Annotated in this window: 29 protein-coding genes; 22 read left to right on the plus strand and 7 right to left on the minus strand. The window is 69.1% G+C overall.

Annotation, left to right across the window (positions count from 1 at the left end; translation table 11 throughout):
* The first annotated feature begins 4 nt into the window (after window positions 1-4).
* The 8 genes from map to AC1ROC_RS18480 all read left to right on the plus strand — a co-directional run bounded on the left by map (window position 5) and on the right by AC1ROC_RS18480 (window position 5,271).
* Complete coding sequence (gene map / locus AC1ROC_RS18445; protein ID WP_085368807.1) at window positions 5-835, plus strand: type I methionyl aminopeptidase; 831 nt, start codon at window positions 5-7, stop codon at window positions 833-835.
* 185 nt (window positions 836-1,020) lie between these two features.
* Entirely contained in the window at window positions 1,021-1,242 is a 222-nt protein-coding gene (gene infA, locus AC1ROC_RS18450; protein ID WP_021759551.1) for a translation initiation factor IF-1, read from the plus strand.
* A gap of 78 nt (window positions 1,243-1,320) precedes the next feature.
* The gene (rpmJ, locus tag AC1ROC_RS18455; RefSeq protein WP_021759549.1) at window positions 1,321-1,434 is read left to right on the plus strand and encodes a 50S ribosomal protein L36; all 114 of its coding nucleotides are present in this window, start codon (window positions 1,321-1,323) and stop codon (window positions 1,432-1,434) included.
* 170 nt (window positions 1,435-1,604) lie between these two features.
* Complete coding sequence (rpsM, locus tag AC1ROC_RS18460; RefSeq protein WP_055894822.1) at window positions 1,605-1,979, plus strand: 30S ribosomal protein S13; 375 nt, start codon at window positions 1,605-1,607, stop codon at window positions 1,977-1,979.
* A 41-nt stretch (window positions 1,980-2,020) separates the two neighbouring features.
* Entirely contained in the window at window positions 2,021-2,419 is a 399-nt protein-coding gene (gene rpsK, locus AC1ROC_RS18465) for a 30S ribosomal protein S11 (RefSeq protein WP_055821293.1), read from the plus strand.
* A 125-nt stretch (window positions 2,420-2,544) separates the two neighbouring features.
* On the plus strand, window positions 2,545-3,540 hold the full coding sequence (locus tag AC1ROC_RS18470) for a DNA-directed RNA polymerase subunit alpha (RefSeq protein WP_055894825.1): 996 nt from the start codon (window positions 2,545-2,547) through the stop codon (window positions 3,538-3,540).
* Between the two features lie 69 nt (window positions 3,541-3,609).
* Entirely contained in the window at window positions 3,610-4,164 is a 555-nt protein-coding gene (rplQ, locus tag AC1ROC_RS18475) for a 50S ribosomal protein L17 (protein ID WP_168690044.1), read from the plus strand.
* A gap of 78 nt (window positions 4,165-4,242) precedes the next feature.
* The gene (locus tag AC1ROC_RS18480; protein WP_493001818.1) at window positions 4,243-5,271 is read left to right on the plus strand and encodes a GNAT family N-acetyltransferase; all 1,029 of its coding nucleotides are present in this window, start codon (window positions 4,243-4,245) and stop codon (window positions 5,269-5,271) included.
* 10 nt (window positions 5,272-5,281) lie between these two features.
* On the opposite strand, the gene AC1ROC_RS18485 is transcribed toward AC1ROC_RS18480, so the two are convergent.
* The gene (locus AC1ROC_RS18485; protein WP_493001819.1) at window positions 5,282-7,309 is read right to left on the minus strand and encodes an acyltransferase family protein; all 2,028 of its coding nucleotides are present in this window, start codon (window positions 7,307-7,309) and stop codon (window positions 5,282-5,284) included.
* A gap of 77 nt (window positions 7,310-7,386) precedes the next feature.
* On the opposite strand from AC1ROC_RS18485, the gene truA reads away from it, so the two are divergent.
* Window positions 7,387-8,256, plus strand: a complete 870-nt coding sequence (gene truA / locus AC1ROC_RS18490; RefSeq protein ID WP_493001820.1) for a tRNA pseudouridine(38-40) synthase TruA — start codon at window positions 7,387-7,389, stop codon at window positions 8,254-8,256.
* Between the two features lie 36 nt (window positions 8,257-8,292).
* Here truA and AC1ROC_RS18495 read toward each other — a convergent pair whose 3' ends face one another.
* Both AC1ROC_RS18495 and AC1ROC_RS18500 read right to left on the minus strand, forming a co-directional pair.
* Window positions 8,293-8,940, minus strand: coding sequence for a response regulator (locus tag AC1ROC_RS18495; protein ID WP_493001821.1), 648 nt, complete (start codon window positions 8,938-8,940; stop codon window positions 8,293-8,295).
* Window positions 8,937-10,184 (minus strand): sensor histidine kinase, encoded by a 1,248-nt coding sequence (locus tag AC1ROC_RS18500; RefSeq protein WP_493001822.1) that lies wholly within the window; start codon window positions 10,182-10,184, stop codon window positions 8,937-8,939. The genes AC1ROC_RS18495 and AC1ROC_RS18500 overlap by 4 nt, the downstream gene beginning before the upstream one ends.
* Window positions 10,185-10,442: 258 nt before the next feature.
* Between AC1ROC_RS18500 and rplM the strand changes: the two genes are divergently transcribed.
* From rplM to glmM, 3 genes are read left to right on the plus strand one after another with little or no spacing between them, the layout of a single operon-like run.
* A complete protein-coding gene (gene rplM / locus AC1ROC_RS18505) occupies window positions 10,443-10,889 on the plus strand; it encodes a 50S ribosomal protein L13 (protein WP_055894840.1) in 447 nt (148 codons plus the stop codon).
* Between the two features lie 47 nt (window positions 10,890-10,936).
* Complete coding sequence (gene rpsI, locus AC1ROC_RS18510; protein WP_085370245.1) at window positions 10,937-11,434, plus strand: 30S ribosomal protein S9; 498 nt, start codon at window positions 10,937-10,939, stop codon at window positions 11,432-11,434.
* 27 nt (window positions 11,435-11,461) lie between these two features.
* Window positions 11,462-12,823, plus strand: a complete 1,362-nt coding sequence (glmM, locus tag AC1ROC_RS18515; RefSeq protein WP_085370244.1) for a phosphoglucosamine mutase — start codon at window positions 11,462-11,464, stop codon at window positions 12,821-12,823.
* Between the two features lie 13 nt (window positions 12,824-12,836).
* Here the strand turns inward: glmM and AC1ROC_RS18520 are convergent, their stop codons facing one another.
* The 3 genes from AC1ROC_RS18520 to coaA form a co-directional block, all read right to left on the minus strand.
* Complete coding sequence (locus AC1ROC_RS18520) at window positions 12,837-13,142, minus strand: helix-turn-helix domain-containing protein (RefSeq protein WP_247597133.1); 306 nt, start codon at window positions 13,140-13,142, stop codon at window positions 12,837-12,839.
* Window positions 13,143-13,159: 17 nt separating this feature from the next.
* On the minus strand, window positions 13,160-13,468 hold the full coding sequence (locus AC1ROC_RS18525; RefSeq protein ID WP_434949355.1) for a helix-turn-helix domain-containing protein: 309 nt from the start codon (window positions 13,466-13,468) through the stop codon (window positions 13,160-13,162).
* 82 nt (window positions 13,469-13,550) lie between these two features.
* Window positions 13,551-14,516: a type I pantothenate kinase gene (coaA, locus tag AC1ROC_RS18530; protein ID WP_085370242.1), complete on the minus strand. Its 966-nt coding sequence runs from the start codon at window positions 14,514-14,516 to the stop codon at window positions 13,551-13,553.
* A 43-nt stretch (window positions 14,517-14,559) separates the two neighbouring features.
* On the opposite strand from coaA, the gene glmS reads away from it, so the two are divergent.
* The 8 genes from glmS to AC1ROC_RS18570 all read left to right on the plus strand — a co-directional run bounded on the left by glmS (window position 14,560) and on the right by AC1ROC_RS18570 (window position 21,501).
* Window positions 14,560-16,410, plus strand: a complete 1,851-nt coding sequence (gene glmS, locus AC1ROC_RS18535) for a glutamine--fructose-6-phosphate transaminase (isomerizing) (protein WP_493001823.1) — start codon at window positions 14,560-14,562, stop codon at window positions 16,408-16,410.
* Window positions 16,411-16,420: 10 nt separating this feature from the next.
* A complete protein-coding gene (locus tag AC1ROC_RS18540) occupies window positions 16,421-16,777 on the plus strand; it encodes a holo-ACP synthase (RefSeq protein ID WP_085370240.1) in 357 nt (118 codons plus the stop codon).
* A complete protein-coding gene (alr, locus tag AC1ROC_RS18545) occupies window positions 16,774-17,937 on the plus strand; it encodes an alanine racemase (protein WP_256922045.1) in 1,164 nt (387 codons plus the stop codon). Before AC1ROC_RS18540 ends, alr begins: the two co-directional genes overlap by 4 nt.
* The gene (tsaE, locus tag AC1ROC_RS18550) at window positions 17,934-18,476 is read left to right on the plus strand and encodes a tRNA (adenosine(37)-N6)-threonylcarbamoyltransferase complex ATPase subunit type 1 TsaE (protein ID WP_493001824.1); all 543 of its coding nucleotides are present in this window, start codon (window positions 17,934-17,936) and stop codon (window positions 18,474-18,476) included. The genes alr and tsaE overlap by 4 nt, the downstream gene beginning before the upstream one ends.
* Before the next feature lie 9 nt (window positions 18,477-18,485).
* Entirely contained in the window at window positions 18,486-19,106 is a 621-nt protein-coding gene (gene tsaB / locus AC1ROC_RS18555) for a tRNA (adenosine(37)-N6)-threonylcarbamoyltransferase complex dimerization subunit type 1 TsaB (RefSeq protein ID WP_493001825.1), read from the plus strand.
* A complete protein-coding gene (rimI, locus tag AC1ROC_RS18560; RefSeq protein ID WP_493001826.1) occupies window positions 19,103-19,588 on the plus strand; it encodes a ribosomal protein S18-alanine N-acetyltransferase in 486 nt (161 codons plus the stop codon). The genes tsaB and rimI overlap by 4 nt, the downstream gene beginning before the upstream one ends.
* Window positions 19,585-20,667 (plus strand): tRNA (adenosine(37)-N6)-threonylcarbamoyltransferase complex transferase subunit TsaD, encoded by a 1,083-nt coding sequence (gene tsaD / locus AC1ROC_RS18565; RefSeq protein ID WP_493001827.1) that lies wholly within the window; start codon window positions 19,585-19,587, stop codon window positions 20,665-20,667. Before rimI ends, tsaD begins: the two co-directional genes overlap by 4 nt.
* Before the next feature lie 192 nt (window positions 20,668-20,859).
* Window positions 20,860-21,501: a DUF4190 domain-containing protein gene (locus AC1ROC_RS18570; protein WP_493001828.1), complete on the plus strand. Its 642-nt coding sequence runs from the start codon at window positions 20,860-20,862 to the stop codon at window positions 21,499-21,501.
* Between the two features lie 67 nt (window positions 21,502-21,568).
* On the opposite strand, the gene AC1ROC_RS18575 is transcribed toward AC1ROC_RS18570, so the two are convergent.
* Window positions 21,569-22,759, minus strand: a complete 1,191-nt coding sequence (locus tag AC1ROC_RS18575) for a THUMP-like domain-containing protein (RefSeq protein WP_493001829.1) — start codon at window positions 22,757-22,759, stop codon at window positions 21,569-21,571.
* 137 nt (window positions 22,760-22,896) lie between these two features.
* Here AC1ROC_RS18575 and groES point away from each other — a divergent pair, with 137 nt between their 5' ends.
* Together groES and rarD are read left to right on the plus strand one after the other, a co-directional pair.
* Complete coding sequence (groES, locus tag AC1ROC_RS18580; protein ID WP_055894868.1) at window positions 22,897-23,193, plus strand: co-chaperone GroES; 297 nt, start codon at window positions 22,897-22,899, stop codon at window positions 23,191-23,193.
* Between the two features lie 86 nt (window positions 23,194-23,279).
* Window positions 23,280-24,251 (plus strand): EamA family transporter RarD, encoded by a 972-nt coding sequence (gene rarD / locus AC1ROC_RS18585; protein ID WP_493001830.1) that lies wholly within the window; start codon window positions 23,280-23,282, stop codon window positions 24,249-24,251.
* The last annotated feature ends 76 nt before the right edge of the window (window positions 24,252-24,327 follow it).

Below are 24,327 nucleotides of genomic sequence, written 5' to 3' on the forward strand. Positions count from 1 at the left end.
TCCGTTGGTCTTCAAGCGTTCGATCTACAAGTCGCCGGCGCAGCTCAGGCTGATGGTGGCGCCCGGTCTCGCGACCGCCGCATCGCTCGACGCCGTCCGGGATGCGCTCGTCGCCGGCGTCACCACGCTGCAGCTCGACGAGCTCGCTGAGCAGGCGATCATCGCCGCCGGCGGAATGCCGAACTTCAAGCTCGAACACGGCTACCACCACACCATCTGCTCGTCGGTGAACGACGAGGTCGTTCACGGCATCCCCGGTTCGCGCATCGTGCAGCCGGGGGACATCGTCTCCATCGACAGCGGTGCGATCCTCGACGGCTGGAACGGCGACTCGGCGCGCAGCTTCGTGCTGCCGGACCCGGCCAGGCCGGAGCTGGTCGCCGAGCGCCAGAAGCTCTCCGACGTGACCGAGCAGTCGCTCTGGCACGGCATCGCCAGGCTCGCGACGGCGAAGCACCTCAACGAGGTGGGCGAAGCCGTGGAGGACCACATCCTCTCGCAGGGCGAGTACGGCATCCTGACCGACTACATCGGACACGGGATCGGCCGCAGGATGCACGAGGAGCCCCCGGTCTTCAACTACCGCGTGCGCGCGAAGGGTCCGGAGGTGAAGCCGGGCCTGGTCGTCGCGATCGAGCCGATGGTGGTTCTCGGCGACCCGGAGACCTACGTGAAGGACGACGGCTGGACCGTCGCCACCGAGGACGGCTCGGCGGCAGCGCACTGGGAGCACAGCGTCGCCGTGCACAAGGACGGCATCTGGGTGCTGACCGCTGCCGACGGGGGAGCGGCCGGTCTCGCACCGTTCGGCATCACTCCGACTCCGATCGCGTGACCGGGCAGGGAATCCCGCCCCGACCGGGCTGTTCGCGGTCAGCGTGCGCAGATCATACACAAGGATTGGCAAAACGCCAGACAATCCCATAAGATTGATCCTTGGTGTCTTAGGCGCGTTTCAGCGTGCCGTCACCACAATCAACGCACGACCAGCAAACCACGACTTTTAGCGACAGTGAGGCTATGGCCAAAAAAGACGGCGTCATCGAGATCGAAGGATCTGTAGTCGAAGCTCTTCCCAACGCGATGTTCCGCGTTGAGTTGACCAACGGCCACAAGGTCCTTGCCCACATCTCCGGCAAAATGCGCCAGCACTACATCCGCATCCTCCCCGAGGACCGCGTGATCGTGGAGCTGAGCCCATACGACCTGACCCGCGGCCGGATCGTCTACCGCTACAAGTAAAGGTCTGCTGTAAGTAACGGCCTCGCCACCGGGTAGCCCCTGGCGAGGTACGAGGACAGCGAACAAAGGTAAAGAAATATGAAGGTCAAGCCCTCCGTCAAGAAGATCTGCGACAAGTGCAAGGTCATCCGTCGTAACGGCCGGGTCATGGTCATCTGCGAGAACCCGCGCCACAAGCAGCGCCAGGGTTAATCGCGGTTCCGGCCGGTGGGATGCATTTCCCGCCGGCCACCCATAACTCAATATCGAAATCTGGCAGTCCCAGATCCCGAATCGCGTGAGCGAGGAGGGGGACACCCCCGGTTGGAGGCCGGGGCACCGGGATTGCTGCAGACCTCCACTCACTCACAGGAGAAGCCACAATGGCACGTCTAGCAGGCGTTGACATCCCGCGCGAGAAGCGCGTGGAAGTCGCACTCACTTACATCTACGGCGTCGGCCGCACGCGGGCTCTGAAGACCCTCGCCGACACCGCGATCGACGGCAACATCCGCGTCAAGGATCTGTCCGACGACCAGCTCGTCGCCCTCCGCGACTACATCGAAGGCAACTTCAAGGTCGAGGGTGACCTCCGCCGCGAGGTCGCGGCCGACATCCGGCGCAAGGTCGAGATCGGCAGCTACGAGGGTATCCGTCACCGCAAGGGCCTCCCGGTCCGCGGTCAGCGCACCAAGACCAACGCTCGCACCCGCAAGGGCCCGAAGCGCACCGTGGCCGGCAAGAAGAAGGCTCGCTAGGCCTTAGCCAGCAGCCTCGCCCATAGGATTCAGGAGAAATCATGGCAGCACCCAAGTCGGCCGTTCGCAAGCCGCGCAAGAAAGAGAAGAAGAACATCGCCGTGGGCCAGGCCCACATCAAGTCGACGTTCAACAACACCATCGTTTCGATCACCGACACCACCGGTGCGGTCATCAGCTGGGCATCGTCCGGCGGCGTCGGCTTCAAGGGTTCGCGTAAGTCGACCCCGTTCGCCGCTCAGCTCGCCGCCGAGTCTGCTGCGCGTCAGGCGCAGGAGCACGGCATGAAGAAGGTCGACGTCTTCGTCAAGGGACCGGGCTCCGGTCGCGAGACCGCGATCCGTTCGCTCCAGGCCGCAGGCCTCGAGGTCGGCTCGATCAACGATGTCACCCCGCAGGCGCACAACGGTTGCCGCCCGCCGAAGCGTCGTCGCGTCTAAGCAGTAGTAGTTCTCTCAGTATCCATTTTCGCGCAGGCGGGGATCGGTGGCGGTTGGCCGTCATCGATCCCGGCGCGCAAATCGCAAGTGTCATATAGCGGACACTTAGCCGAAAGGAATCAACAGTGCTCATTGCACAGCGTCCTACGCTCGCCGAAGAGAACATTTCCGAGTTCCGCTCGCGGTTCGTGATCGAGCCCCTCGAGCCCGGTTTCGGTTACACCCTCGGCAACTCGCTTCGCCGCACCCTGCTGTCCTCGATCCCCGGCGCGGCTGTCACCAGCATCCGCATCGACGGCGTGCTGCACGAGTTCAGCACGGTCCCGGGTGTCAAGGAAGACGTCACCGAGATCATCCTGAACATCAAGGGACTCGTCGTCTCTAGCGAGCACGACGAGCCGATCACGGCGTACCTCCGCAAGACCGGCTCCGGTCAGGTGACCGCCGCCGACATCTCGGCTCCGGCCGGTGTGGAGATCCACAACCCCGAGCTCGTCATCGCGACCCTCAACGACAAGGCGAAGTTCGAGGTCGAGCTGACCATCGAGCGTGGCCGCGGCTACGTGTCGGCGACCCAGAACCGCAACGAGTACAGCGAGGCCGGTCAGATCCCGATCGACTCGATCTACTCCCCGGTCCTCAAGGTCACCTACCGTGTCGAGGCGACGCGTGCCGGTGAGCGCACCGACTTCGACCGCCTCGTGGTCGACGTCGAGACCAAGCCCGCGATCAGCCCCCGCGACGCCATCGCTTCTGCCGGACGCACGCTGACCGAGCTGTTCGGTCTGGCCCGCGAGCTCAACACCGCCGCAGAGGGCATTGAGATCGGCCCCGCGCCGGTCGACGCCGTCCTCAGCTCCGAGCTGTCGATGCCGATCGAGGACCTCGACCTGTCCGTCCGGTCGTACAACTGCCTCAAGCGCGAGGGCATCAACACCGTCAGCGAGCTCGTCTCGCTCTCGGAGACGCAGCTGATGAACATCCGCAACTTCGGTCAGAAGTCGGTGGATGAGGTCAAGGACAAGCTGACCGAGATGGGCCTTTCGCTCAAGGACTCGGTCCCCGGCTTCGACGGCGCCCACTTCTACAGCGGCTACGAAGAAGACGAGACCACCATCTGAGGCTTGTCTTCCGACGACGCCACCTGATACATCGACACTGTCGATTTTTACAACTGGAGATAACCGATCATGCCTAAGCCCACCAAGGGCCCCCGCCTCGGAGGCGGCCCCGCGCACGAGCGCCTGATGCTCGCCAACCTGGCCGCTGCGCTCTTCACCCACAAGAGCATCAAGACCACGGAGACCAAGGCGAAGCGCCTGCGTCCGATCGCCGAGCGCCTCATCACGTTCGCGAAGCGCGGCGACCTGCACGCCCGCCGTCGCGTGCTGGCCACCATCCACGACAAGGGTGTGGTGCACGAGCTGTTCACCGAGATCGCTCCGCTCGTCGCCGAGCGCGAGGGTGGATACACCCGCATCACGAAGCTGGGCTTCCGCAAGGGCGACAACGCCTCGATGGTGCAGATCGAGCTCGTGCTCGAGCCTGTCACCCCGAAGGTGAAGTCGACCAAGTCGAGCACCACCGCCGCGCCGAAGGCTGCCCCGGCAGCAGAAGAGGCGCCGGTCGAGGCAGCTTCCACCGAGACCGAGGCCGCTGAGGCCGAGGTCGTCGAGGAGACCACCGCCGACGCGGAGGTCACCCCGGAGGAGACCACCGCAGAGGCCGAGGCCGAGAAGGCCTGACCTCACGGTTCACGAAGGCCCCGCATCCACTGGATGCGGGGCCTTCGTCGTTGTTGGGCCCGTCGCTAGGGTGGAGGCATGGCCGACCTCGACGACCTCCTGCCCGTGACCGAGCGCGTGACCGCGCCTGCGTCGTACGCCCCCGCGCATCCACTGGTCGCGCTGTGGCGTCCCGCCACGCAGGCGGATGTCGACGCCGTCACCGAGGCGCAGCGGGCGATGGATGCGGTGGACCACCCCGAGTGGCTGCACACCCGCGAGGAGGTGCAGGAGCTGTTCGACTACTCCTTCGTCGACCTCGCGGAGGACACCGTGCTCGGGTTCGACGGGGACGGCAGGCTCGCGGCGGTCGGGGTGACCACGATGCCCCCGCTGCAGGAATCGCTCGTGCGCGTGTTCCTGGAGGGCGGCGTGCATCCCGAGGTGCGAGGCAGGGGCATCGGGCGCGAACTGCTGGCGTGGTCGCGCGCGCGTGCCGAGCAGAAGCTGGCGGCGTCGACCAAGCGTCTTCCCGCCTGGATCATGGCGTACGCCGACGAGCGCGCGGAGGACGCTGTGCGGCTGTTCCACCACGACGGGTTCGAGACCGTGCGCTACTTCTTCGAGCTGGAGCGCGACCTCGCGGAGCCGATCCCCGTGGTCGAGGCGGCGGACGGCATCCGGATCGTGCCGTTCAGTGATGAGCTGTCCGCCGGGGCGCTCGCCGCGCGCAACGACTCGTTCCGCGACCACTGGGCGAGCCAGCCGATGAGCGAGGAGCAGTGGGACGCGTGGATCGGCGGCACGTTCCGGCCGGACATCTCGTTCCTCGCGCTGTCCGGCGACCGGGTCGTCGGCTTCGCGCTCAACCAGGTGAACGAGGGCGACTGGGAGACCCAGGGCTTCACCGGTGCGTACATCGGGATGGTCGGGACCATCCGCGACGCGCGCGGCAAGCGGATCGCGCCCGCCCTTCTCGGCCGGACGATGGAGGCGTGCACGGCGCTCGGCTGGCAGAAGGTGACGCTGTCGGTGGACGCGGAGAACCCGTCCGGCGCCCTCGGCCTCTACACCGGGATGGGCTTCGAGCGCACGAACGCCGAGGTCAGCCTGGTGCGCACGTACTGAGCGCGCCCCATCACTGCGGGCGCGGGCCTGCCGTGTCCCACGTGTTGGCGACGCGCACGGGCGAGTTAGCCGCCAGCTGGAGCAGCGCATCCCGGAGCGCGTCGGCGTAGACGAGACCGCCGCGGTGGCCGGGGTGGATCTGGTCGTCGGCGAGCAGGTCGAGGTGGCCGGCGATGTCCTCACGCCAGGGCGCGACGGCGACCTGCTTCGGGTGGGCAGCGGCGAAACCGGCGATGGTGCTGTTGACGCCCTCCGTCCAGGATCGCGGCGCCTGCACGGTGACCAGCACGAGCTTCCTGCTCGGCCCGATGGCGTCGAGGAGGTCGCCGAGGGTGTCCGCGCTGATCGAGCCGTTCGTCCCGAGCCCCACCAGCACGACGGGCCGCAGCTCGCTCGCCTCCGCTGCCGAGCGCACGAGCGCAGGCGCCGCGCTCAGCTGCCGGGAGACGACGGCGTCGATCCGGATGCCCGGGAACCGCTCCTGCAGTGCGGGAGCGGACGCGAGCATCACCGAGTCGCCGAACGCCGAGATGTCCGTGCCGGTGGCGACCGGCTGCGGGTCGGGCGGGATGCGCAGGTGCTGCCGGTCGTGCGGGACGGAGTCTCCTCCGCTCTGCTGGCCGGCGGCCGGTCCGCCGAGCGAGGCCGAGCCGCGCTCGATGAAGCGCTGGGCGCCCGTCGCCGCGGGCGCGACGACCATCGCCGCGACCGTCGCCACCGACAGCACGGCAATGACCGAGACCACGGAGATGCCACCGGCACGTGCGGCCCTGGATGCGCGCATCCTGCGCCTGCCCGCGGCGAGCACTCCGCGCATCCCGTGCCTGCGGATGGGCTGCTCGACCCAGCGGTAGGACAGCAGGGCGGCGGCCGATGCGATGGCGAGCGCGCCGAAGCCGACGATCGGGACCATCACCGGGTCGTGCTCGTCGGGGACGATGGCGCAGACGAGCACGAACACCGGCCAGTGCCAGAGGTACAGTCCGTACGATCGCGCGCCGACCGCCTGGAGTGGTCGGGCGTCGAGGATGCGGCCCAGCCGTGCGCCGGGGACGACGGCTGCCCAGATCGCGATGGCGCTGAGGACGCTGACCAGCACGAGGCCGCCGCGGTAGGTGAATGCGGCGTCGTCGGGCAGCAGCACGCACGCCGCGACCAGACCGGCCAGCGAGAGGACGCCGAGCGGAGGCAGCCACCTCCGGACGAAGGTCTGCATCGCCGTCTCGCCGGCGTCGAGGTCGAGCGGGCGGGAGCGCGCGATCAGGATGGCGAGGGCGGCGCCGATGGCCAGCCCGAAGCTGTGCGTGTCCGAACCGAAGTAGACGCGGGTGGGGTCGCCGTCCGGCGGGTACAGCGCGAACATCGCCACGGCCGATGCGACCGCCACCGCGGAGACGACCGCGAGCCTCGCCCACCACGGGCGCAGCAGTGCGACGGCGAGGATAACGAGCGGCCAGACGAGGTAGAACTGCTCCTCGACCGCCAGCGACCAGAGGTTGCGGTACAGCTCGGGCGCATCCTGGGCGAAGTAGCTGCTGTCGGCCCCGATCGATAGCCAGTTGGCGCTGAACGTCGCCGCCCCGAGGATCTGCCGCGGCAACCCGACGAGCACGTCCCCTCCCACGGCCAGCGCGGCAGCGGAGCAGACGAGGACGAGCACCACGATCGCCGGCACGAGCCGTCGCGCACGCCGCACCCAGAACCCGCGCAGGTCGATGCGGCCCGTGCCGGAGCGCTCGCGCATCAGCAGGCTGGTGATCAGGAAGCCGCTCACCACGAAGAAGATGTCGACACCGATGAACCCGCCGGGCAGGATGCCGGGGAACAGGTGGTAGACGAGCACGGCGGCGACCGCGAACGCGCGCAGGCCGTCCAGTCCCGCGTAGCGGCGCCGCGCGTTCCTGCCCGCGAACGGCGGGTGTCCGGAGGGACGCACGGTGACGGTGGGGCGGACCGTGAGCCGAGGCTGGCGGCCGGGATGCGAGGGGAGAGTGCGGCTGGGGGAGGTGCTGGGGGAGGGGGAAGTCTGTGGAGTCATAGCGGGTCGGGGGATCGCGAAGGGACCACGATAGCAACGGCTCCTGACAGTCGTTGCCGCTTCCGTAGAATCGAGGTGTGGAAGACCAGTCGACGACCCGATTCCGCCTCGATATCGCGTACCAGGGCACCGATTTCAACGGCTGGGGACGGCAGCCGGGGCTGCGGACGGTGCAGGGAGAGATCGAGGCGGCCTTCGCGACGATCTTCCGGAGGCACGGCGACGCCCCGACGCTCACCGTCGCCGGGCGCACGGACGCCGGCGTGCACGCGACCGGCCAGGTCGCCCACGTCGACCTGACGGATGCGCAGGTCGCGAGCCTGCAGCGCCGCAGGGGCACGCACCAGCAGTTCCCGCTCGGCGAGGCACTGCGGAGACGCGTCAACGGCGTGCTCGGCCCCGTCGCCGACGTCATCCTGACCGGGGTGACCGTCGCACCCGAGGGCTTCGACGCGCGCTTCTCGGCCATCTGGCGTCGCTACGAGTACCGGGTCGCCGACGCCGTCGCCCTCCACGACCCGCTGCAGCGGCACCGCACGGCGTGGGTCTCGGCGGAGCTCGACGTCGAGGCGATGGATGCCGCCGCGCTCGGCCTGCTCGGACTCCACGACTTCGCCAGCTACTGCAAACCCCGCGACGGGGCGACGACCATCCGGACGCTGCAGAACTTCGGCTGGACGAAGGACGACGACGGCGTGCTGGTCGCCGAGGTGAAAGCCGACGCGTTCTGCCACAGCATGGTGCGCGCCCTGGTCGGAGCGTGCGTCGCGGTCGGCGAGGGCAGGCTGGCTGCGGAGGAGCTGATCGCGCTGCGCGACGACCGGCAGCGCACCAACGCCTTCAAGGTCATGCCGGCGCGGGGCCTGACACTGAAGCAGGTCGGCTACCCGGACGACGTGGGGCTCGCGCTCCGCGCACTGCAGACCAGGGCGATGCGGACGCTGTAGGCCCGGCGCCCGGATCCCCGGCGCTGTCGTCCCGGCTCAGCGCACCAGCCCGTTCTCGTACGCGAACGCGACCAGCTGCACCCGCGACGCCAGGCCGAGCTTGGCGAGGATGCTCCGCATGTGGCTCTTGACGGTGGCCTCGCTGATGAACGCGGTCTGCCCCACCTCCGCGTTGCTCAGGCCGCGGGCGGCGAGCAGGAAGACCTCTCTCTCCCGCACGGATAGGTCGGCGATCGCATCCGGGGCGGGTGGCCGCCGATGGGCGCCGAACAACTCGGCGGCGTCTTTCGGCGCGATCACCGCGTGACCGGCGGCGACCGTCCGGATCGCGGCCAGGACGAACTCGGGCGTCGTGTCCTTCATGATGAAACCGGATGCTCCGGCGCGCAGGGCGCGGGCGACGGCCTCGTCGCGCTGGAATGTGGTGAGCACGATGATCTTCGGAGCGTTGTCCGCCGTCGGCCCCGACAGGATGCGCTCTGTCGCGGCGATGCCGTCGAGCAGCGGCATCCGCACATCCATCAGCACCACCTCCGGTCGTTCGCGCTCGACGAGGTCGACGGCGGCCATCCCGTCGTGCGCCGACCCCGCGAACTCCAGGTCGGCCTGCGACTCGATCAGCATGGCGAGGCCGGAGCAGAACAGCACCTGGTCGTCGACCACCGCCACCCGGATGGCGCTCACGACGCCTGCTCCAGGGGAGCGGTGGGGATGAACGCTGCGACTACATAGCCGCCGGGCACCTCGTCGTCCTCTCCCGCCGTGAGCCAACCGCCGGCGAGCCTGGCGCGCTCGTGCATCCCGTACAGTCCGCGCGACGTTGTGGTCTGCTGCGGACGTTCGGTCGCCGTGCCGCTGGAGGAGACGGCGATGGAGAGCCCCTGACCGCGCCAGTCCAGCGAGATGCGCGCAGACGGCTCCGCTCCCGCGTGCTTGAGCGCGTTCGTGAGGCTCTCCTGCACGATGCGGTAGACGGCGAGCTGCTGGGTGCCGGTGAGGTGCTCCCTCTCTCCGAACTCCTCGAGCTGCACGTCGAGCCCCGCTGTGCGCATCCGGTCGACCAGTTCGTCGATGTCGTCGACGGTCGGCGTCGAGTGCCCGACGGGGTCGGCGACGAGGGTCTGGATGAGCATCCGCACCTCGGTCAGCGACGTGCGCGCCGACGCGGCGATGTTCTCCAGCGACTCGGCGACAGCCTCCGGGCGTGCGGGAGCGACGAAGCGGGCGCCGTCGGCCTGGGCGATGATCACCGAGAGGGAGTGCGCCATGATGTCGTGCACGTCCTGGGCGATGCGGTCGCGCTCCTGCGAGACCAGCAGGTCGACCTCCGCGCTGTGCAGCTCGTCCGTCGTCTTGGCGAGGAGCGCGTCGCTGTGCAGCTTCTGCTGCCACGCACGGCCGAAGAAGCCGAGGAGCCATGCGCCGACGGCCAGCAGGATCGCGACGGCGAACAGGATCACGCGGTTGACCACGATCGTGCCGACGCTGCCGTTCGTGTCTCCGAACGGGCCGTACCAGTCGAGCCGTGGCCCGGAGATGAGCAGCCCGGCGACCGCGACGGCGAGCCCCAGCGCGAACGCGAACGACAGCGGGCGCCACCGATCCCGGATGCTCGCGCTCACGCCAACGATCACCACCAGGTAGCCGAACGAGATCGGCCAGTCGGTGGACGAGAAGGCGCCGGCGGGGACGAGCAGCTGGCCGATCACCACTGCGGTGCAGACCGCCATCGCGACCATCGGCCAGATCCGCGCAACGGCGATGGCGAACGCGACGCCGAGCAGCGCCGCCCACCAGGGAAGGGCGCTGCGCAGGGATCCGGGAAGGATCTGATGCCGCCCGACCTCGGCGAATGCCCAGAACAGGAAGAAGGCGACGGCGACCACGGGCTCGATATACCGCTGAGCGTGGGGGAGGAGCTTGACCATGCCGATCACGCTAGAGTGCCGGGACCGTCGCCGCACGGTTTCTGCCCCGAATTCAGCCCTGGGGCTGAGCCCGTCCCGCCCACAGTTTGACCGGCATCCCGCCTGTCGCGTACTATTGATCTTTGGTGTCCGCGCCTCTGCGGTGCGACACGCGAACGTGAGCCCTCCGAAGGGCAGGTTCCCTCCTCATCAGGAGCGGAACAGCCAGGGAGTGGGATTCACGAACACCTCCGTTCGATACAGAAAGCAGCCACTACTGTGACGCGCACTTACACCCCGAAGGCAGACGAGATCCAGCGCGACTGGGTCATCATCGACGCGACTGACGTCGTGCTCGGCCGTCTCGCCAGCCACACCGCCGCTCTCCTCCGTGGAAAGCACAAGGCGACCTTCGCCCCGCACATGGACTCCGGCGACTTCGTCATCATCGTCAACGCGGACAAGGTCGCCCTCACCGGCGCCAAGGCTGCGCAGAAGAAGGCGTACCGCCACTCCGGTTACCCGGGCGGCCTCACCGCCGTGACGTACGCCGAGCTCCTCGAGAAGAACCCGATCCGCGCTGTGGAGAAGGCCGTTCGCGGAATGCTCCCCAAGAACTCGATCGGCCGCGCCCAGCTCCGCAAGCTGAAGGTCTACACGGGCAGCGAGCACCCGCACGCCGCCCAGCAGCCGAAGCCGTACACCCTCGGCCAGGTCGCTCAGTAAGCGACCGACAGACCTTTCAGACTCAGAGATAAAGGATTATCACCATCGTGGCGAAGATCGCAGACAGCATCGAGTCGGCCCAGGCCGACAACGTCGAGTCCTACTCGACCGAGACCCCGGCCTCCGAGGCCCCCCAGACGCAGCGCCCCGTCCTCACCGTTCCCGGTGCGGCCGTCGGCCGTCGCAAGCAGGCCATCGCCCGCGCGCGCCTCGTCCCGGGCTCCGGCACCATCACGGTCAACGGCCGTGAGTTCGCCGACTACTTCCCGAACAAGCTGCACCAGCAGCTGATCACCGACCCGTTCAAGGTCCTCGACCTCATCGGCGGCTACGACGTCGTCGCACGCATCACCGGCGGTGGCCCTTCCGGCCAGGCCGGCGCGCTGCGTCTCGCGATCGCTCGTGCCCTCAACGAGATCGACCGCGACAACAACCGTCCCACCCTGAAGAAGGCCGGCTTCCTCACTCGTGACGCTCGCGTCATCGAGCGCAAGAAGGCCGGTCTCAAGAAGGCCCGCAAGGCGTCGCAGTTCTCCAAGCGCTAAGCGTCGAGAGCGCTTAGGCTTCGGTTCATGCCACGCCTCTTCGGTACCGACGGAGTCCGCGGACTCGCAAACGGTAGTCTCACCGCCGACCTCGCGCTCGGCCTTGCTCAGGCAGCTGCTGCTGTCCTGACGCAAGGCCGCAGCGCGGAGGCGCGGCGTGCCGCGGGCAAGCGCCCGACGGCGATCGTCGCCCGTGACCCCCGCGTCTCGGGCGAGTTCATCTCTGCGGCCGTGTCCGCCGGGCTCGCCAGCTCCGGTGTCGACGTGTACGACGCCGGGGTCATCCCGACGCCTGCCGCGGCGTTCCTGATCGCGGACTTCGACGCCGACTTCGGCGTCATGGTGTCCGCGTCCCACAACCCTGCGCCGGACAACGGCATCAAGATCTTCGCCCGCGGAGGCACCAAGCTCCCGGATGTGGTCGAGAACCGCATCGAGGAGCACCTCTCCCTCGAGAAGCTCGCCCCGACCGGTGCCGGCGTCGGGCGCATCCGCCGCTTCGCAGACGCCGAGGACCGCTACGTCCTGCACCTGCTCGGCAGCCTCCCGCACCGCCTCGACGGCATCCACGTCGTGCTCGACTGCGCCCACGGCGCGGCGGCCGGCGTCTCACCCGAGGTGTTCACGGACGCGGGAGCCCGCGTCACCGTCATCGGCGATTCGCCGGACGGCATGAACATCAACGACGGTGTCGGTTCGACCCACCTCGACAACCTGGCTGCGGCGGTCCTCGCGGCCGGCGCCGACGTCGGCATCGCGCACGACGGTGACGCAGACCGGTGCCTCGCGATCGACGCGAACGGCAACGTCGTCGACGGCGACCAGATCATGGCGATCCTCGCCCTCGGCATGAAGGAGCGCGGCAAGCTGCGCGACAACACGCTCGTGGCGACGGTGATGAGCAACCTCGGTCTCAAGCTCGCGATGCGCGACAACGGCATCCGGATGGTCGAGACGGCGGTCGGCGATCGGTACGTGCTCGAAGAGATGAACCAGAACGACTACTCGCTCGGCGGCGAGCAGTCCGGGCACGTCATCATGCGCGAGTTCGCCACGACCGGCGACGGCATCCTGACCGGGCTGCACCTGCTCAGCGAGATGGCGCGTCAGCGCAAGTCGCTGGCCGAGCTCGCCCAGGTCATGACGGTGTACCCGCAGGTGATGGTGAACGTGAAGAACGTCGACCACCACGCCGTGCACACCGACGACGGCCTCAAGGCGGCCGTGCAGACCGCGGAGGCGGCCCTCGGGGACACCGGACGGGTGCTGCTGCGTCCGTCGGGCACCGAGCCCCTCGTGCGCGTCATGGTCGAGGCGGCGGACATCCACACGGCGGAACGTCTGGCGGAGGAACTCGCCACGGTCGTCCGCGAGCGGCTGTCGTTCTAGCCGGTTCGGGTTTCTAGCGGGTTCGGCGGCCGCGGGCTTCGAGGAAGTCCGCGGCCGTGAACACGCTCTCGGACGGCGGAAGCATGTCCAGACCGCTGAGGCCGGACGTGAGCGCGCCGAGGTCGACGCCGAGCACGGTGGCCACCTGCACCAGCGTCTCGAGCGTCGGGTTGCTCTGGCCGCGCTCCAGCTTGCCGTAGTTGGCGACGTCCATCCCGGCGAGGTGCGCGATGTCGCTCTGCGGCAGGCCGAAGGTGAGGCGCGCATCCCGGATGCGGTCGCCGATGATCCCTGCGGCGTTCGAACGCTGTTCTGGCACGGTGTCCTCCGGTCGGCTCAGTGGCCGCCGTCCGCCTTTCTGGATGCGATGAAGTCGGCGACGGAGTATGCGCGCGTGCGCTTCGGCAGCAGCTCGTCGCCGTACAGGCCCTTCAGCAGATCGCCGGGGTCGACATTGAGCGCGGTCGCGAGGCGCACGATCGTGTGCAGTTCGGCGTTCGCCTCGCCGCGCTCGATCCGTCCGTAGTTCGTGGAGTGCATGTCGGCGAGGTGCGCCGCGTCCTCCTGGCTGAGGCCGAGGGCGATTCTGGCCGCGCGGACGCGCGCGCCGAACAGCTCGGCGGCGCGGGAGTGTGGGGCGGCCATACCCCATGATGGAATCACACGCGCTTTGAATACCAGAGCGTAGAAACAGTGGTGATGAACACCTGAGGCATTTACGCCCGGGTCAGAGTTTGCGCAGCAGCACGGAGCTCACCGCGTGGTCGGCGCCCTTGCGCAGCACCAGCTTGGCGCGCGAGCGCGTCGGCCGGATGTTCTGGGTGAGGTTCGGCTCGTTGATCGACTCCCAGATGCTGGATGCACGCGCCCTCGCCTGCTCCTCGGTGAGTTGCGAGAAGCGGTGGAAGTACGACTTGGGGTTGGCGAACGCGCCCCGCTGCAGCTTCAGGAACCGCTCCTGGTACCAGTTGGCGATGTCGCGGGTGCGCGCATCCACGTAGACGGAGAAGTCGAAGAGGTCACTGACGGCCAGCTGGTTGCCTCCTCCTGCCGGCTGCAGCACGTTCAGTCCCTCGACGATGAGCACATCCGGCCGCCGGACCACGATCTCGGCGTCGGGGACGATGTCGTAGCTGAGGTGCGAGTAGAACGGCGCCCGCACCTCGGCGGCCCCGCTCTTGACGGCGGTGACGAAGCGCAGCAGCGCCTTGCGGTCGTACGACTCCGGGAAGCCTTTGCGCTCCATCAGGCCGCGCCGCTCCAGCTCGGCGTTGGGCAGCAGGAAGCCGTCCGTGGTGACGAGCTCGACGCGCGGGGTGTCGTCCCAGCGGGACAGCAGTTCGCGCATCAGGCGGGCGATCGTCGACTTGCCGACGGCCACGGAACCGGCGACGCCGATGACGAACGGCGTGCTCGCCGCCCGCTCCCCGAGGAACTGGCTGGTCACCCTGTGCAGCTGCTTCGCGCCTCCGACGTAGAGGTTCAGGAGCCGGCTGAGCGGCAGGTAGACCTCTTCGACCTCGCGCATGTCGAGCGGATCGCCGAGGCCGCGCAGCTGCACGATCTCGGTTTCTTTGAGGGGGAGGCGGGTGCTCTGGGCGAGGTCGGCCCAGTCGGCTCTGCTCAGCTCGACGAACGGGGACGAGTCGCCGTTGCCTGTGGATACGCCCTGTGCTGCGCCGTTCACCGCCATAGGCGACAAGTCTAGGGTGTCGCGCCAGGCTAAAATCGGCAGCATGTGTGGAATCGTGGGGTACGTCGGTACCGACAAGAGTGTTGAGGTCCTGCTCGGCGGCCTGAAGCGTCTGGAGTACCGCGGGTACGACTCGGCGGGCATCGCCGTGATCGGCCCGGACGGTCAGCTGGGCACGGCGAAGAAGGCCGGCAAGCTGTCCGCGCTCGCCGACGAGCTGGATGCGCACCCCATCCCGAACGGCGGAACGGGCATCGGCCACACCCGCTGGGCGACGCACGGCGGCCCGACCGACCGCAACGCGCACCCGCACCTCGGAGACGACGGCAAGCTCGCCGTCATCCACAACGGCATCATCGAGAACTTCGCCACGCTGCGCGACGAACTGCTCGCCGACGGCTTCACCTTCGAGTCGGAGACCGACACCGAGGTCGCCGCTGTGCTCCTCGGCCGCGAGTACCGCACGACGGGTGACCTGAACGAGGCGTTCCAGCGCGTCGTCTCGCGCTTGGAGGGCGCGTTCACCCTGCTCGCCCTGCACAAGGACCAGCCGCACGTCGTGGTCGGCGCCCGCCGCAACTCGCCCCTCGTGATCGGTCTGGGCGACGGAGAGAACTTCCTCGGCTCCGACGTCGCCGCCTTCGTCGAGCACACCCGCAACGCGCTGGCCATCGGCCAGGACCAGATCGTGACCATCACCCCGGATGCGGTCACCGTCACCGACTTCTCCGGCGCTCCGGTCGAGGTCGAGCCGTTCGAGATCGCCTGGGACGCCTCCGCCGCAGAGAAGGGCGGCTGGTCGTCGTTCATGGCGAAGGAGATCGCCGAGGAGCCGGACGCCGTCGCCAACACCCTGCGCGGCCGTCTGGTCGACGGAACGGTGCACATCCCGGAGCTGGACGTGCTCGGCGACGACAAGCTCGCCACCATCGACCGCATCACGATCATCGCCTGCGGGACGGCGGCCTACGCCGGTCTGGTGGGCAGCTACGCCATCGAGAAGTGGGCGCGCGTCCCCGTCACGGTCGAGCTGAGCCACGAGTTCCGCTACCGCGAGCCGGTCATCACCGACGGAACGCTCGTCATCTCGATCAGCCAGTCCGGCGAGACCATGGACACGCTGATGGCCGTCAAGTACGCCCGCGAGGCCGGCGCGACCGCCATCTCGGTCTGCAACACGCAGGGTGCGACCATCCCGCGCGAGTCGGACGCCGCGCTCTACACGCACGCCGGCCCAGAGGTCGCCGTCGCGTCGACCAAGGCGTTCGTCGCCCAGATCACGGCGCTCTACCTGTTCGGCCTGCACCTGGCCCGGGTGCGCGGCACACTGTCCGAGGCCCAGCAGCACGACGCCATCGACGAGCTGCAGGCCGTTCCGGAGAAGATCGCCTCCGTGCTCGAGTCGCACGACACCATCGCCCAGCTGGCCAGGTGGATGTCCGACACCCGCTCGGTGCTCTTCCTCGGCCGTCACGTCGGATACCCGATCGCCCTCGAGGGTGCGCTCAAGCTCAAGGAGCTGGCGTACATCCACGCGGAGGGCTTCGCGGCCGGCGAGCTGAAGCACGGCCCGATCGCGCTCATCGAGCCCGGTCAGCCGGTTTTCGTCGTCGTCCCCAGCCCGCGCTGGTCGGACGAGATGCACAAGAAGGTCGTCTCGAACATCCAGGAGATCCGCGCCCGCGGCGCCCGCGTCATCGCGATCGCCGAAGCAGGCGACGCTGCGGTGCTGCCGTTCGCCGACGAGGTCATCCGCATCCCGCTGGCCGCTCCGCTGTTCGAGCCGCTGCTGGCCGTCGTTCCGCTGCAGATCTTCGCCATGGAGCTGTCGGCGGCGAAGGGACTCGACGTCGACCAGCCGCGCAACCTGGCCAAGTCCGTCACCGTCGAGTAGCCGGACAGCCGTGATCGCCGGGATCGGGGTCGACGTCGTCGACCTGGAACGCTTCGCCCGCTCGCTGGAGAGGACGCCGCGCCTGCGCGAACGGCTCTTCACCGAGGCGGAGCGTGGACTTCCCGTGCACTCGCTCGCCGCGCGCTTCGCGGCCAAGGAGGCGCTCATCAAGGCACTCGGCGGCTCGGAGGGCGTGCGCTGGCACGACATGGAGATCGTGTCGGACGACGACCGCAATCCGGGGTTCGTGCTGCACAACGTCGTCGAGCGGGATGTGCGTGACCGGGGGATCGCGCACATCCACGTGACGATGTCGCACGATGCCGGTGTTGCAACGGCGTTCGTCGTGACGGAGAGGGAGAAGTGACCATCGGGCATCCTGCCGGAGAACGGGCGGACTTCCGCGAGGCGGTGATCGACCTGGGCGCGCTCGCCGCCAACGTCGCCCACCTGCGCGAGCTGGTCGGCACGGAGCACGTGATGGCGGTGGTCAAGGCGAACGCGTACGGTCACGGCGCCGTCGAGTGCGCGCGTGCCGCGCTCGCTGGGGGAGCGGACTGGCTCGGTGTCGCCGACCTGACGGAGGCGTTGCAGTTGCGGGATGCGGGCATCGACGCTCCGCTGCTGGCCTGGCTGCACGATCCGGAGGTGGACTTCGCGCCGGCCATCGCGGCCGGGGTCGACATCGGCGTCTCGTCGGTGGAGCAGCTGGAGGCGGTCGCCGCAGCCCGCAGGTCCCTCGTGGAACGCGGTGAGCTGCACGGCCAGGCGTTCGTGCAGCTGAAGCTCGAGACGGGGCTCAGCCGCAACGGGATCTCCGAACCGCAGTGGGATGCCGCGTTCGCCAGGGCACGCGCGCTGGAGCAGGCGGGTGACATCGTCGTGCGAGGCATCTTCAGCCACGTCTCGAACGCGTCTCCCGACGACGATCGCGCCGCTGTCGCCGTGTACAGCAGGGGCCTCGACCGGGCGGCGGCCGCCGGGCTCACGCCCGAGCTGCGGCACCTCGCCGCGTCCGCCGCTGCCCTGACCATCCCGGATGCCCGGTTCAACCTGGTGCGTCTCGGCGTCACAATCTACGGTCTGTCGCCGCTCGCCGGCCGGTCGAGCGCCGACCTCGGGCTGCGTCCGGTGATGACGTTGTGCGGGAGCGTCGCCGCCGTGCGCCGCGTGCCGTCCGGCACCGGCGTCTCTTACGACTACACGTACCGCACCTCCGGCGACACCTCGCTGGCGCTCGTCCCGCTCGGCTATGCGGAGGGCATCCCCCGGCACGCGTCTAACCGGGCGCCCGTGTCGATCGGCGGGGCGACGTTCCGCGTCTCCGGCCGGATCGCGATGGACCAGTTCGTCGTCGACATCGACGACCACCCCGTGCAGGTCGGCGACCGGGTCGTGCTGTTCGGCGACCCCGCCACCGGTGTCCCCTCGGCCGACGACTGGGCGGAGGCGGCAGGCACCATCAACTACGAGATCGTGACGCGCATCGGAGCCAGGGTGCGCCGCCGCTACGTGGGGATGCCGTGACCGGCTACCTCTGGCCTCCCGCGACGCGCGTGGTGCCCACGGCGGCGGAGATGCACACGTTCGGCGTCGAGCTCTCCGCGATCCTGCACGCCGGCGACCTGGTCGTGCTGAGCGGTCCGCTCGGCGCCGGCAAGACCACGATGACCCGCGGGATCGGCGACGGGCTGCAGGTGCGCGGGCCGGTGACGAGCCCGACGTTCGTGCTGGCGAGGACGCATCCCAGTGTCGTCGGAGGGCCGCCGCTCGTGCACGTGGATGCGTACCGGCTCGGCAGCGCGCTGGAGCTCGACGACCTCGACATCGACTTCGCCCGCTCCGTCGTGGTGGTCGAGTGGGGCAGCGGGATGCTCGACGGGGTCGCGGAGTCGTGGCTCGAGGTGGAGATCGCGCGGCCGACGGGCGCTGCGGCGGCCGACGGGGATGATGGCGACGTGGAGGACGGCGAGGACGCCGAGCTCGACGCCGACGAGCCGCGCACCGTGACGGTCACCGGCTACGGTCCGCGCTGGGCCGCGGCTGCCGCGCCGGAACCCGTTTAGGCTTGATCCATGCTTCTCGCCATCGACACCTCCGCCGGAACGAGTGTCGCCGTGGTCGACCGTGACCGCTGGATCATCGCCGAGCGCACCGAGGCGGACACGATGCGTCACGCCGAGGTCATCGGCGAGCTGATCGAGGCGGTCCTCGCGGAGTCCGGAGTGCCCGTGAGCGCGCTGTCCGGCGTCGTTGCTGGGATGGGACCAGGGCCGTTCACCGGTCTGCGGGTCGGCATCGCCGCGGCGAAGGCGTTCGCGTTCGGAGCGGGCAAGCCCCTGGTCCCGGTGGTCAGCCACGACGCCGTCGCGTTCGAGCGTTACCGCGCGGGCTCGACGGGCGACCTGCTGGTCGTCACCGACGCGCGGCGCAGGGAGCTCTACTGGTCGGCGTACTCCGGCACGGACGAGCACGGTCTCCCGATTCGGCTCGACGGGCCGGGGCTCACCAAGCCGGACGACCTGCCGCACGCGGGGATCGAGCGGGTCGACGCCTCCACGGTCTCCGCGGGCGCGCTCGGGATGATCGCCGAGCTGCGATTCGCGAACGGGCTGCCGTTCGACGCCGACGAGCCGCTGTACCTCCGCTCTCCGGACGTGACGCTCTCGAACGGTCCGAAGCGGGTGAGCGCGTGACCGCCTGGCAGCTCCGGCGTGCCGCAGACGACGACGTGGATGCGATCATGCAGCTGGAGCGCGCGACGTTCTTTTCCGACGCCTGGTCGGAGCACTCGATGCGCTCGGAGGTGGCGAGCGCGAACGGGTACTACCTGGTGGCGTTCGAGCCGGAGCATCCGGAGCGCATCGACGGCTATGCGGGACTGCTGGCACCGCAGGGGGCCGGCGAGGCGGACATCCAGACCATCGCCGTCGCACCGCACGCGCGGCGCCGCGGGCTCGGCAGGGTGCTGATGCTCTCGCTGATCGGTGAGGCGAGGAAGCGTGGAGCACGCGAGGTGTTCCTCGAGGTGCGGGCGGACAACCCCGGAGCGCAGAGCCTGTACCGCGAGCTCGGTTTCGAGGAGATCGGCGTGCGGCCCCGCTACTACCAGCCGGACGGCGTCGACGCGATCGTCATGCGTCTCGCCGTCCCGACCCCGGAGACGACGACAGCATGACCACGAGCATGAACAGACGCGACCCGCTCGTCCTCGGCATCGAGACCTCCTGCGACGAGACCGGCATCGGGATCGTGCGCGGCACCAGCCTGCTCGCCAACACCATCGCGTCGTCGATGGACGAGCACGCCCGCTACGGCGGCGTCGTTCCCGAGGTCGCCGCGCGCGCCCACCTCGAAGCGCTCACCCCCACGCTCCGCACGGCGGTCGCCGACGCGGGCATCGAACTGGCGGACATCGACGCCGTCGCGGTCACCAGCGGTCCGGGCCTCTCCGGCGCGCTCATGGTCGGCGTCGGGGCGGCGAAGGCGCTCGCGCTGTCGCTCGGCAAACCGATGTACGCCGTGAACCACCTGGTCGGCCACGTCGGGGCCGACCTGCTCGACGCCCACGGAGGCCAGGGCCACCCCGTCGAGCTGCCGACCATCGCGCTGCTCGTCTCCGGCGGCCACACCTCGCTGCTCCTGGTGCGCGACCTCGTCTCCGACGTCGAGCTGCTCGGCGAGACCATCGACGACGCGGCCGGCGAGGCGTTCGACAAGGTGGCACGCGTGCTCGGCCTGCCGTACCCGGGCGGCCCGCAGATCGACAGGGTGGCGGTCGACGGCGACCCGAAGGCGATCCGGTTCCCGCGCGGCCTCACCAAGCCGAAAGACCTGGAGCACCACCGCTACGACTTCTCGTTCTCCGGCCTCAAGACGGCGGTCGCCCGCTGGGTCGAGCAGAAGCAGGACGCCGGAGAGCCGGTTCCCGTCGCCGATGTCGCTGCGTCGTTCCGCGAGGCCGTCGTGGATGTGCTGATCACGAAGGCGCTCGCCGCCTGCGCCGACCACGGCGTGCCGCGGCTGCTGCTCGGCGGAGGGGTCGTCGCGAACGCGCGGGTGCGTCAGGTGGCGCAGGAACGCGCGACGGCAGCCGGGGTCGCCCTGCGCATCCCGGACCTGTCGCTGTGCACGGACAATGGCGCGATGATCGCGGCGCTCGGCGCGCAGCTGATCATGGCGGGCCACGAGCCGAGCACCCTCGGATTCTCGGCGGACTCGACACTGCCGGTGACGGAGATCCAGGTCGCGGGCTGACGGTCGCGCCGCGGTACGGCGCGACGTGGTACCCGGGTGCCCAATCCTGTGCGAGCGCTCACGGTCGGGCATCCCGGTGGCTATGGTGGTGTGCAGGGGGAACCGACTGCAACGTCGTTGACACCCCTGTGCCCGCGCTGCCAGCATTGGCTGCGTTACAGCGATTTCTCAGGATTGAAGGAGAAGGGTCTCATGACCGATCCGAACGTGCCGGCGGAGCCGGTGGACCCCAACGCGCAGAACGGTGAAGCACCGTCCGGCGACGCACAGACCGGCGCCGTCCCGCCTGTTCCGCCCGAGGCCGCCCCCGCTGCGCCCGTGCCTCCCGCGCCGCCTGCGCCGCCCGTGCCGCCGGCCGGATACGGTCAGCAGCCGCCGGCGCCCGGCCAGCCGTACGGCCAGCAGCAGGCATACGGCCAGCAGCCCCAGCAGCCGTACGGTCAGCAGCAGCCGTACGGCCAGCAGCCGTATGGACAGCAGCAGCCGTACGGGCAGCAGCAGGCGTACGGCCAGCCGGCATACGGCCAGCCCGCCCCCGGATACGCGCAGCCGTACGCTGCGCCCGCCAAGTCGCCGACGCTGAGCATCCTGTCGATGGTCGGCGGCATCATCGGTGTCGTCCTCGGCTGGGTGTACGGCATCGGCTTCCCGTTCGGCGTCGCCGCGATCATCCTCGGCTTCATCGGCAAGAGGAAGGAGCCGGCGGCCAAGGGCTTCTGGCTCACCGGCATCATCACCGGTTTCGTCAGCGTGCTCTTCTCGCTGATCATCTGGATCATCATCATCATCGCGGTGATCGCGTTCAGCGCCTCGTACAACAACTACGGGTACTGATCGTCAGAGACTCCGGCGGCCGGGATGCGCGAAAGCGTGCCCCGGCCGTCGTCGTCTCCGCCGGTGGTCAGTGGATGCGTTCCACCAGCAGGGCCGTGTGCTTGCCCGCCACCCGCGTGAGCAGCAGCGTCGCGGACGCCTGACCGCTCAGGGACAGGCGCTTGCGCAGGGTCGCCGGGTCCACATCCACCCCGCGCTTCTTGATCTCCAGGGTGCCGATCCCGCGCTCCCGGAGCGCACGCTTCAGGTCGCGCTCGTTGAACGGGAGGGTGTCCACCACCCGGAAGCCGGTGGCGAACGGCGTCTCGGTCCTGGTGTCGGACGTGATGTATGCGATGCCGTCTGCGAGCATCCTGCCGTCGATGCTTCGCGCGAGGTCGCCGATCAGGCGGGCCCGGATGACGGAGCCGTCCGGTTCGTAGAGGTATTCGCCGAGCGCGCCGGTCTCCGCGTCGTCGCTGTCCGAGGCCGCCGTCAACTCGTCGGCAGCGTCTGCGCGGATGACGAGTGCTGCGCGGCCGACGCCGGGGCGAGCCAGCACGCCGAACCACAGGCCCATCTCGACCACCTGGCCGTCGACGGAGACCCACTGCGCCTCCGCCGTCGACGGGATGAGGTCGCGGTCGAGGCCGGGGCCGAGCTTCACGCCGAGCGACCGGCCCGTCGCGAGCTCGAAGGCGAAGCCGAGGGACGGCGAGTACTCGTCCGGATCGGTGAGGCGGGAGGTCTGGCCGTGCCCCGCCGTGCGCCTTGCGGGGTCGAGGAAGACGCCGTCGAACGAGCGCAGGTCCACGTCCTCCGCCCTCCTGTGCTCCACGGTGGTGCCGGGGAACGGCGCGAGGTTGTAGCTGGCGATGGCCGCGGTGACCTCGTCGGCGTCGACGGCGAGCACGTCGATGTCGAGCGCGGAGATCGCCAGCGCGTCGCCGCCGATGCCGCAGCCGAGGTCGGCCACGCGCTCCAGGCCGGCGGCCTGGAAGCGGCCGGCGTGGCGTGCGGCGACCGGCAGCCGCGTCGCCTGTTCCAGCCCGGCCTCGGTGAACAGCATCCTGTCGGCGAACGGGCCGAACTTCGCTTTCGCCTTCGACCGCAGTTTCGCCTGGGTGAGGACGGCGGCGACGAGCCCGGGGGAGTGCCCGGCTTTGCGCAGGTCGCTGACCATCCGGAGCACATCTCGCTCGGAGTGGTACGGCGGCAGGGAATCGAGCAGCCGCAGCCCCTCGGTGGAGAGCAGCTCGACGAGTTCCGACCGATCCATGCCCCTCACGCTACCCTCTTGGCACTCACGTTGCGTGACTGCTAACGCACCCCCTAAACTCCTATTAGCACTCTCACTATGAGTTTGCTAACTCACGTCTTTGTTCACGCCTGTGTTTGTAGGAAAGAGGGTCAAACGTGTCGGTCTCCATCAAGCCGCTCGAGGATCGCATCGTCATCAAGCAGGTCGAGGCTGAGCAGACCACTGCATCTGGTCTGGTCATTCCTGACACTGCCAAGGAGAAGCCGCAGGAGGGTGAAGTCGTCGCCGTCGGCCCCGGCCGCATCGACGACAACGGCAACCGCGTTCCGCTCGACGTCGCCGTCGGCGACAAGGTCATCTACTCCAAGTACGGGGGAACCGAGGTCAAGTTCGGTGGCGAGGACTACCTCGTCCTCTCCGCTCGCGACGTTCTGGCCGTCGTCGTCCGCTGACGACCGGCTGTTCGAGGGCCCGGATGTGCACGCGCATCCGGGCCCTTTCGCGTCCCGGCGTCGGCAGCCCCGCGTAGGATCGCTCCGTGTCCCAGAGCGAAACCACCCCCGACCAGACCGTCACGGAGAAGCCGCTGTCCGAGCACCGCCGCTCCGGACTCGTCTACGCCATCTCCGCGTACGTGCTCTGGGGCATCCTGCCGATCTACTTCCTGTCGCTGGTGCCGGCGAGCGCGTGGGAGATCGTGGCGTGGCGGGTGCTGTTCTCCCTCGTGTTCTGCGCGATCCTGCTCACCGTCACGCGCAGCTGGCGGGTGTTCGGAGCGCTGCTGCTGAACAAGCGCGTCGTGTTCACGATGGGCGTCGCCGGCGCCCTCATCTACGTGAACTGGCAGACCTACGTGCTCGCGACGGTCAGCGGGCACGTCGTGGAGGCGGCGCTCGGCTACTTCATCAACCCGATCGTCACCGTGTTCCTCGGTGTTCTCGTGCAGCGCGAGAAGCTGCGGATCGCGCAGTGGGTGGCGGTCGGCGTGAGCATCGTCGCCGTGGTCGTGCTGGCGATCGGCTACGGCTCGATGCCGTGGATCGCCCTCATCCTGGCGTTCTCGTTCGGGCTGTACGGCCTGATCAAGAAGCGCGTCGGCGGGGCGGTGGATGCGGTCTCCGGGCTGACCCTGGAGACCATGTGGCTGACGCCGGTCGCCATCGTGCAGCTGGTGGTGGTGGGCGCGACGGTCGGCATCACCATCGGCACCGTGAGCGTCTGGCACACGGTCGCGATGGCGGGCGCGGGCGTGATCACGGCCGTTCCCCTGCTGTTCTTCGCCGCCGCGTCGCGGAGGCTGCCGCTGGTCTACATGGGGTTCATCCAGTACTTCGCGCCGTTCATCCAGTTCCTGGTGGGCGTCGTCGTGCTGCACGAGGCCATGCCGCCCGAGCGCTGGTTCGGGTTCGCGATCGTCTGGCTGGCACTGCTCATCCTGTGCGTCGACATGATCGTCGCCAGCCGCTCCGGGCGGAAAGGCGCGGAACTCGACGTCGCGACCGTGGAATAAAACACCAGGGTTCTGCCGTTACGATTGATTATCCGCAGGCGCTGGTGGCGGCGGACTTCTTCCAACTCCGCAACGA

The organism is Leifsonia sp. GW821-FHT13C05 (genome assembly GCF_058806515.1).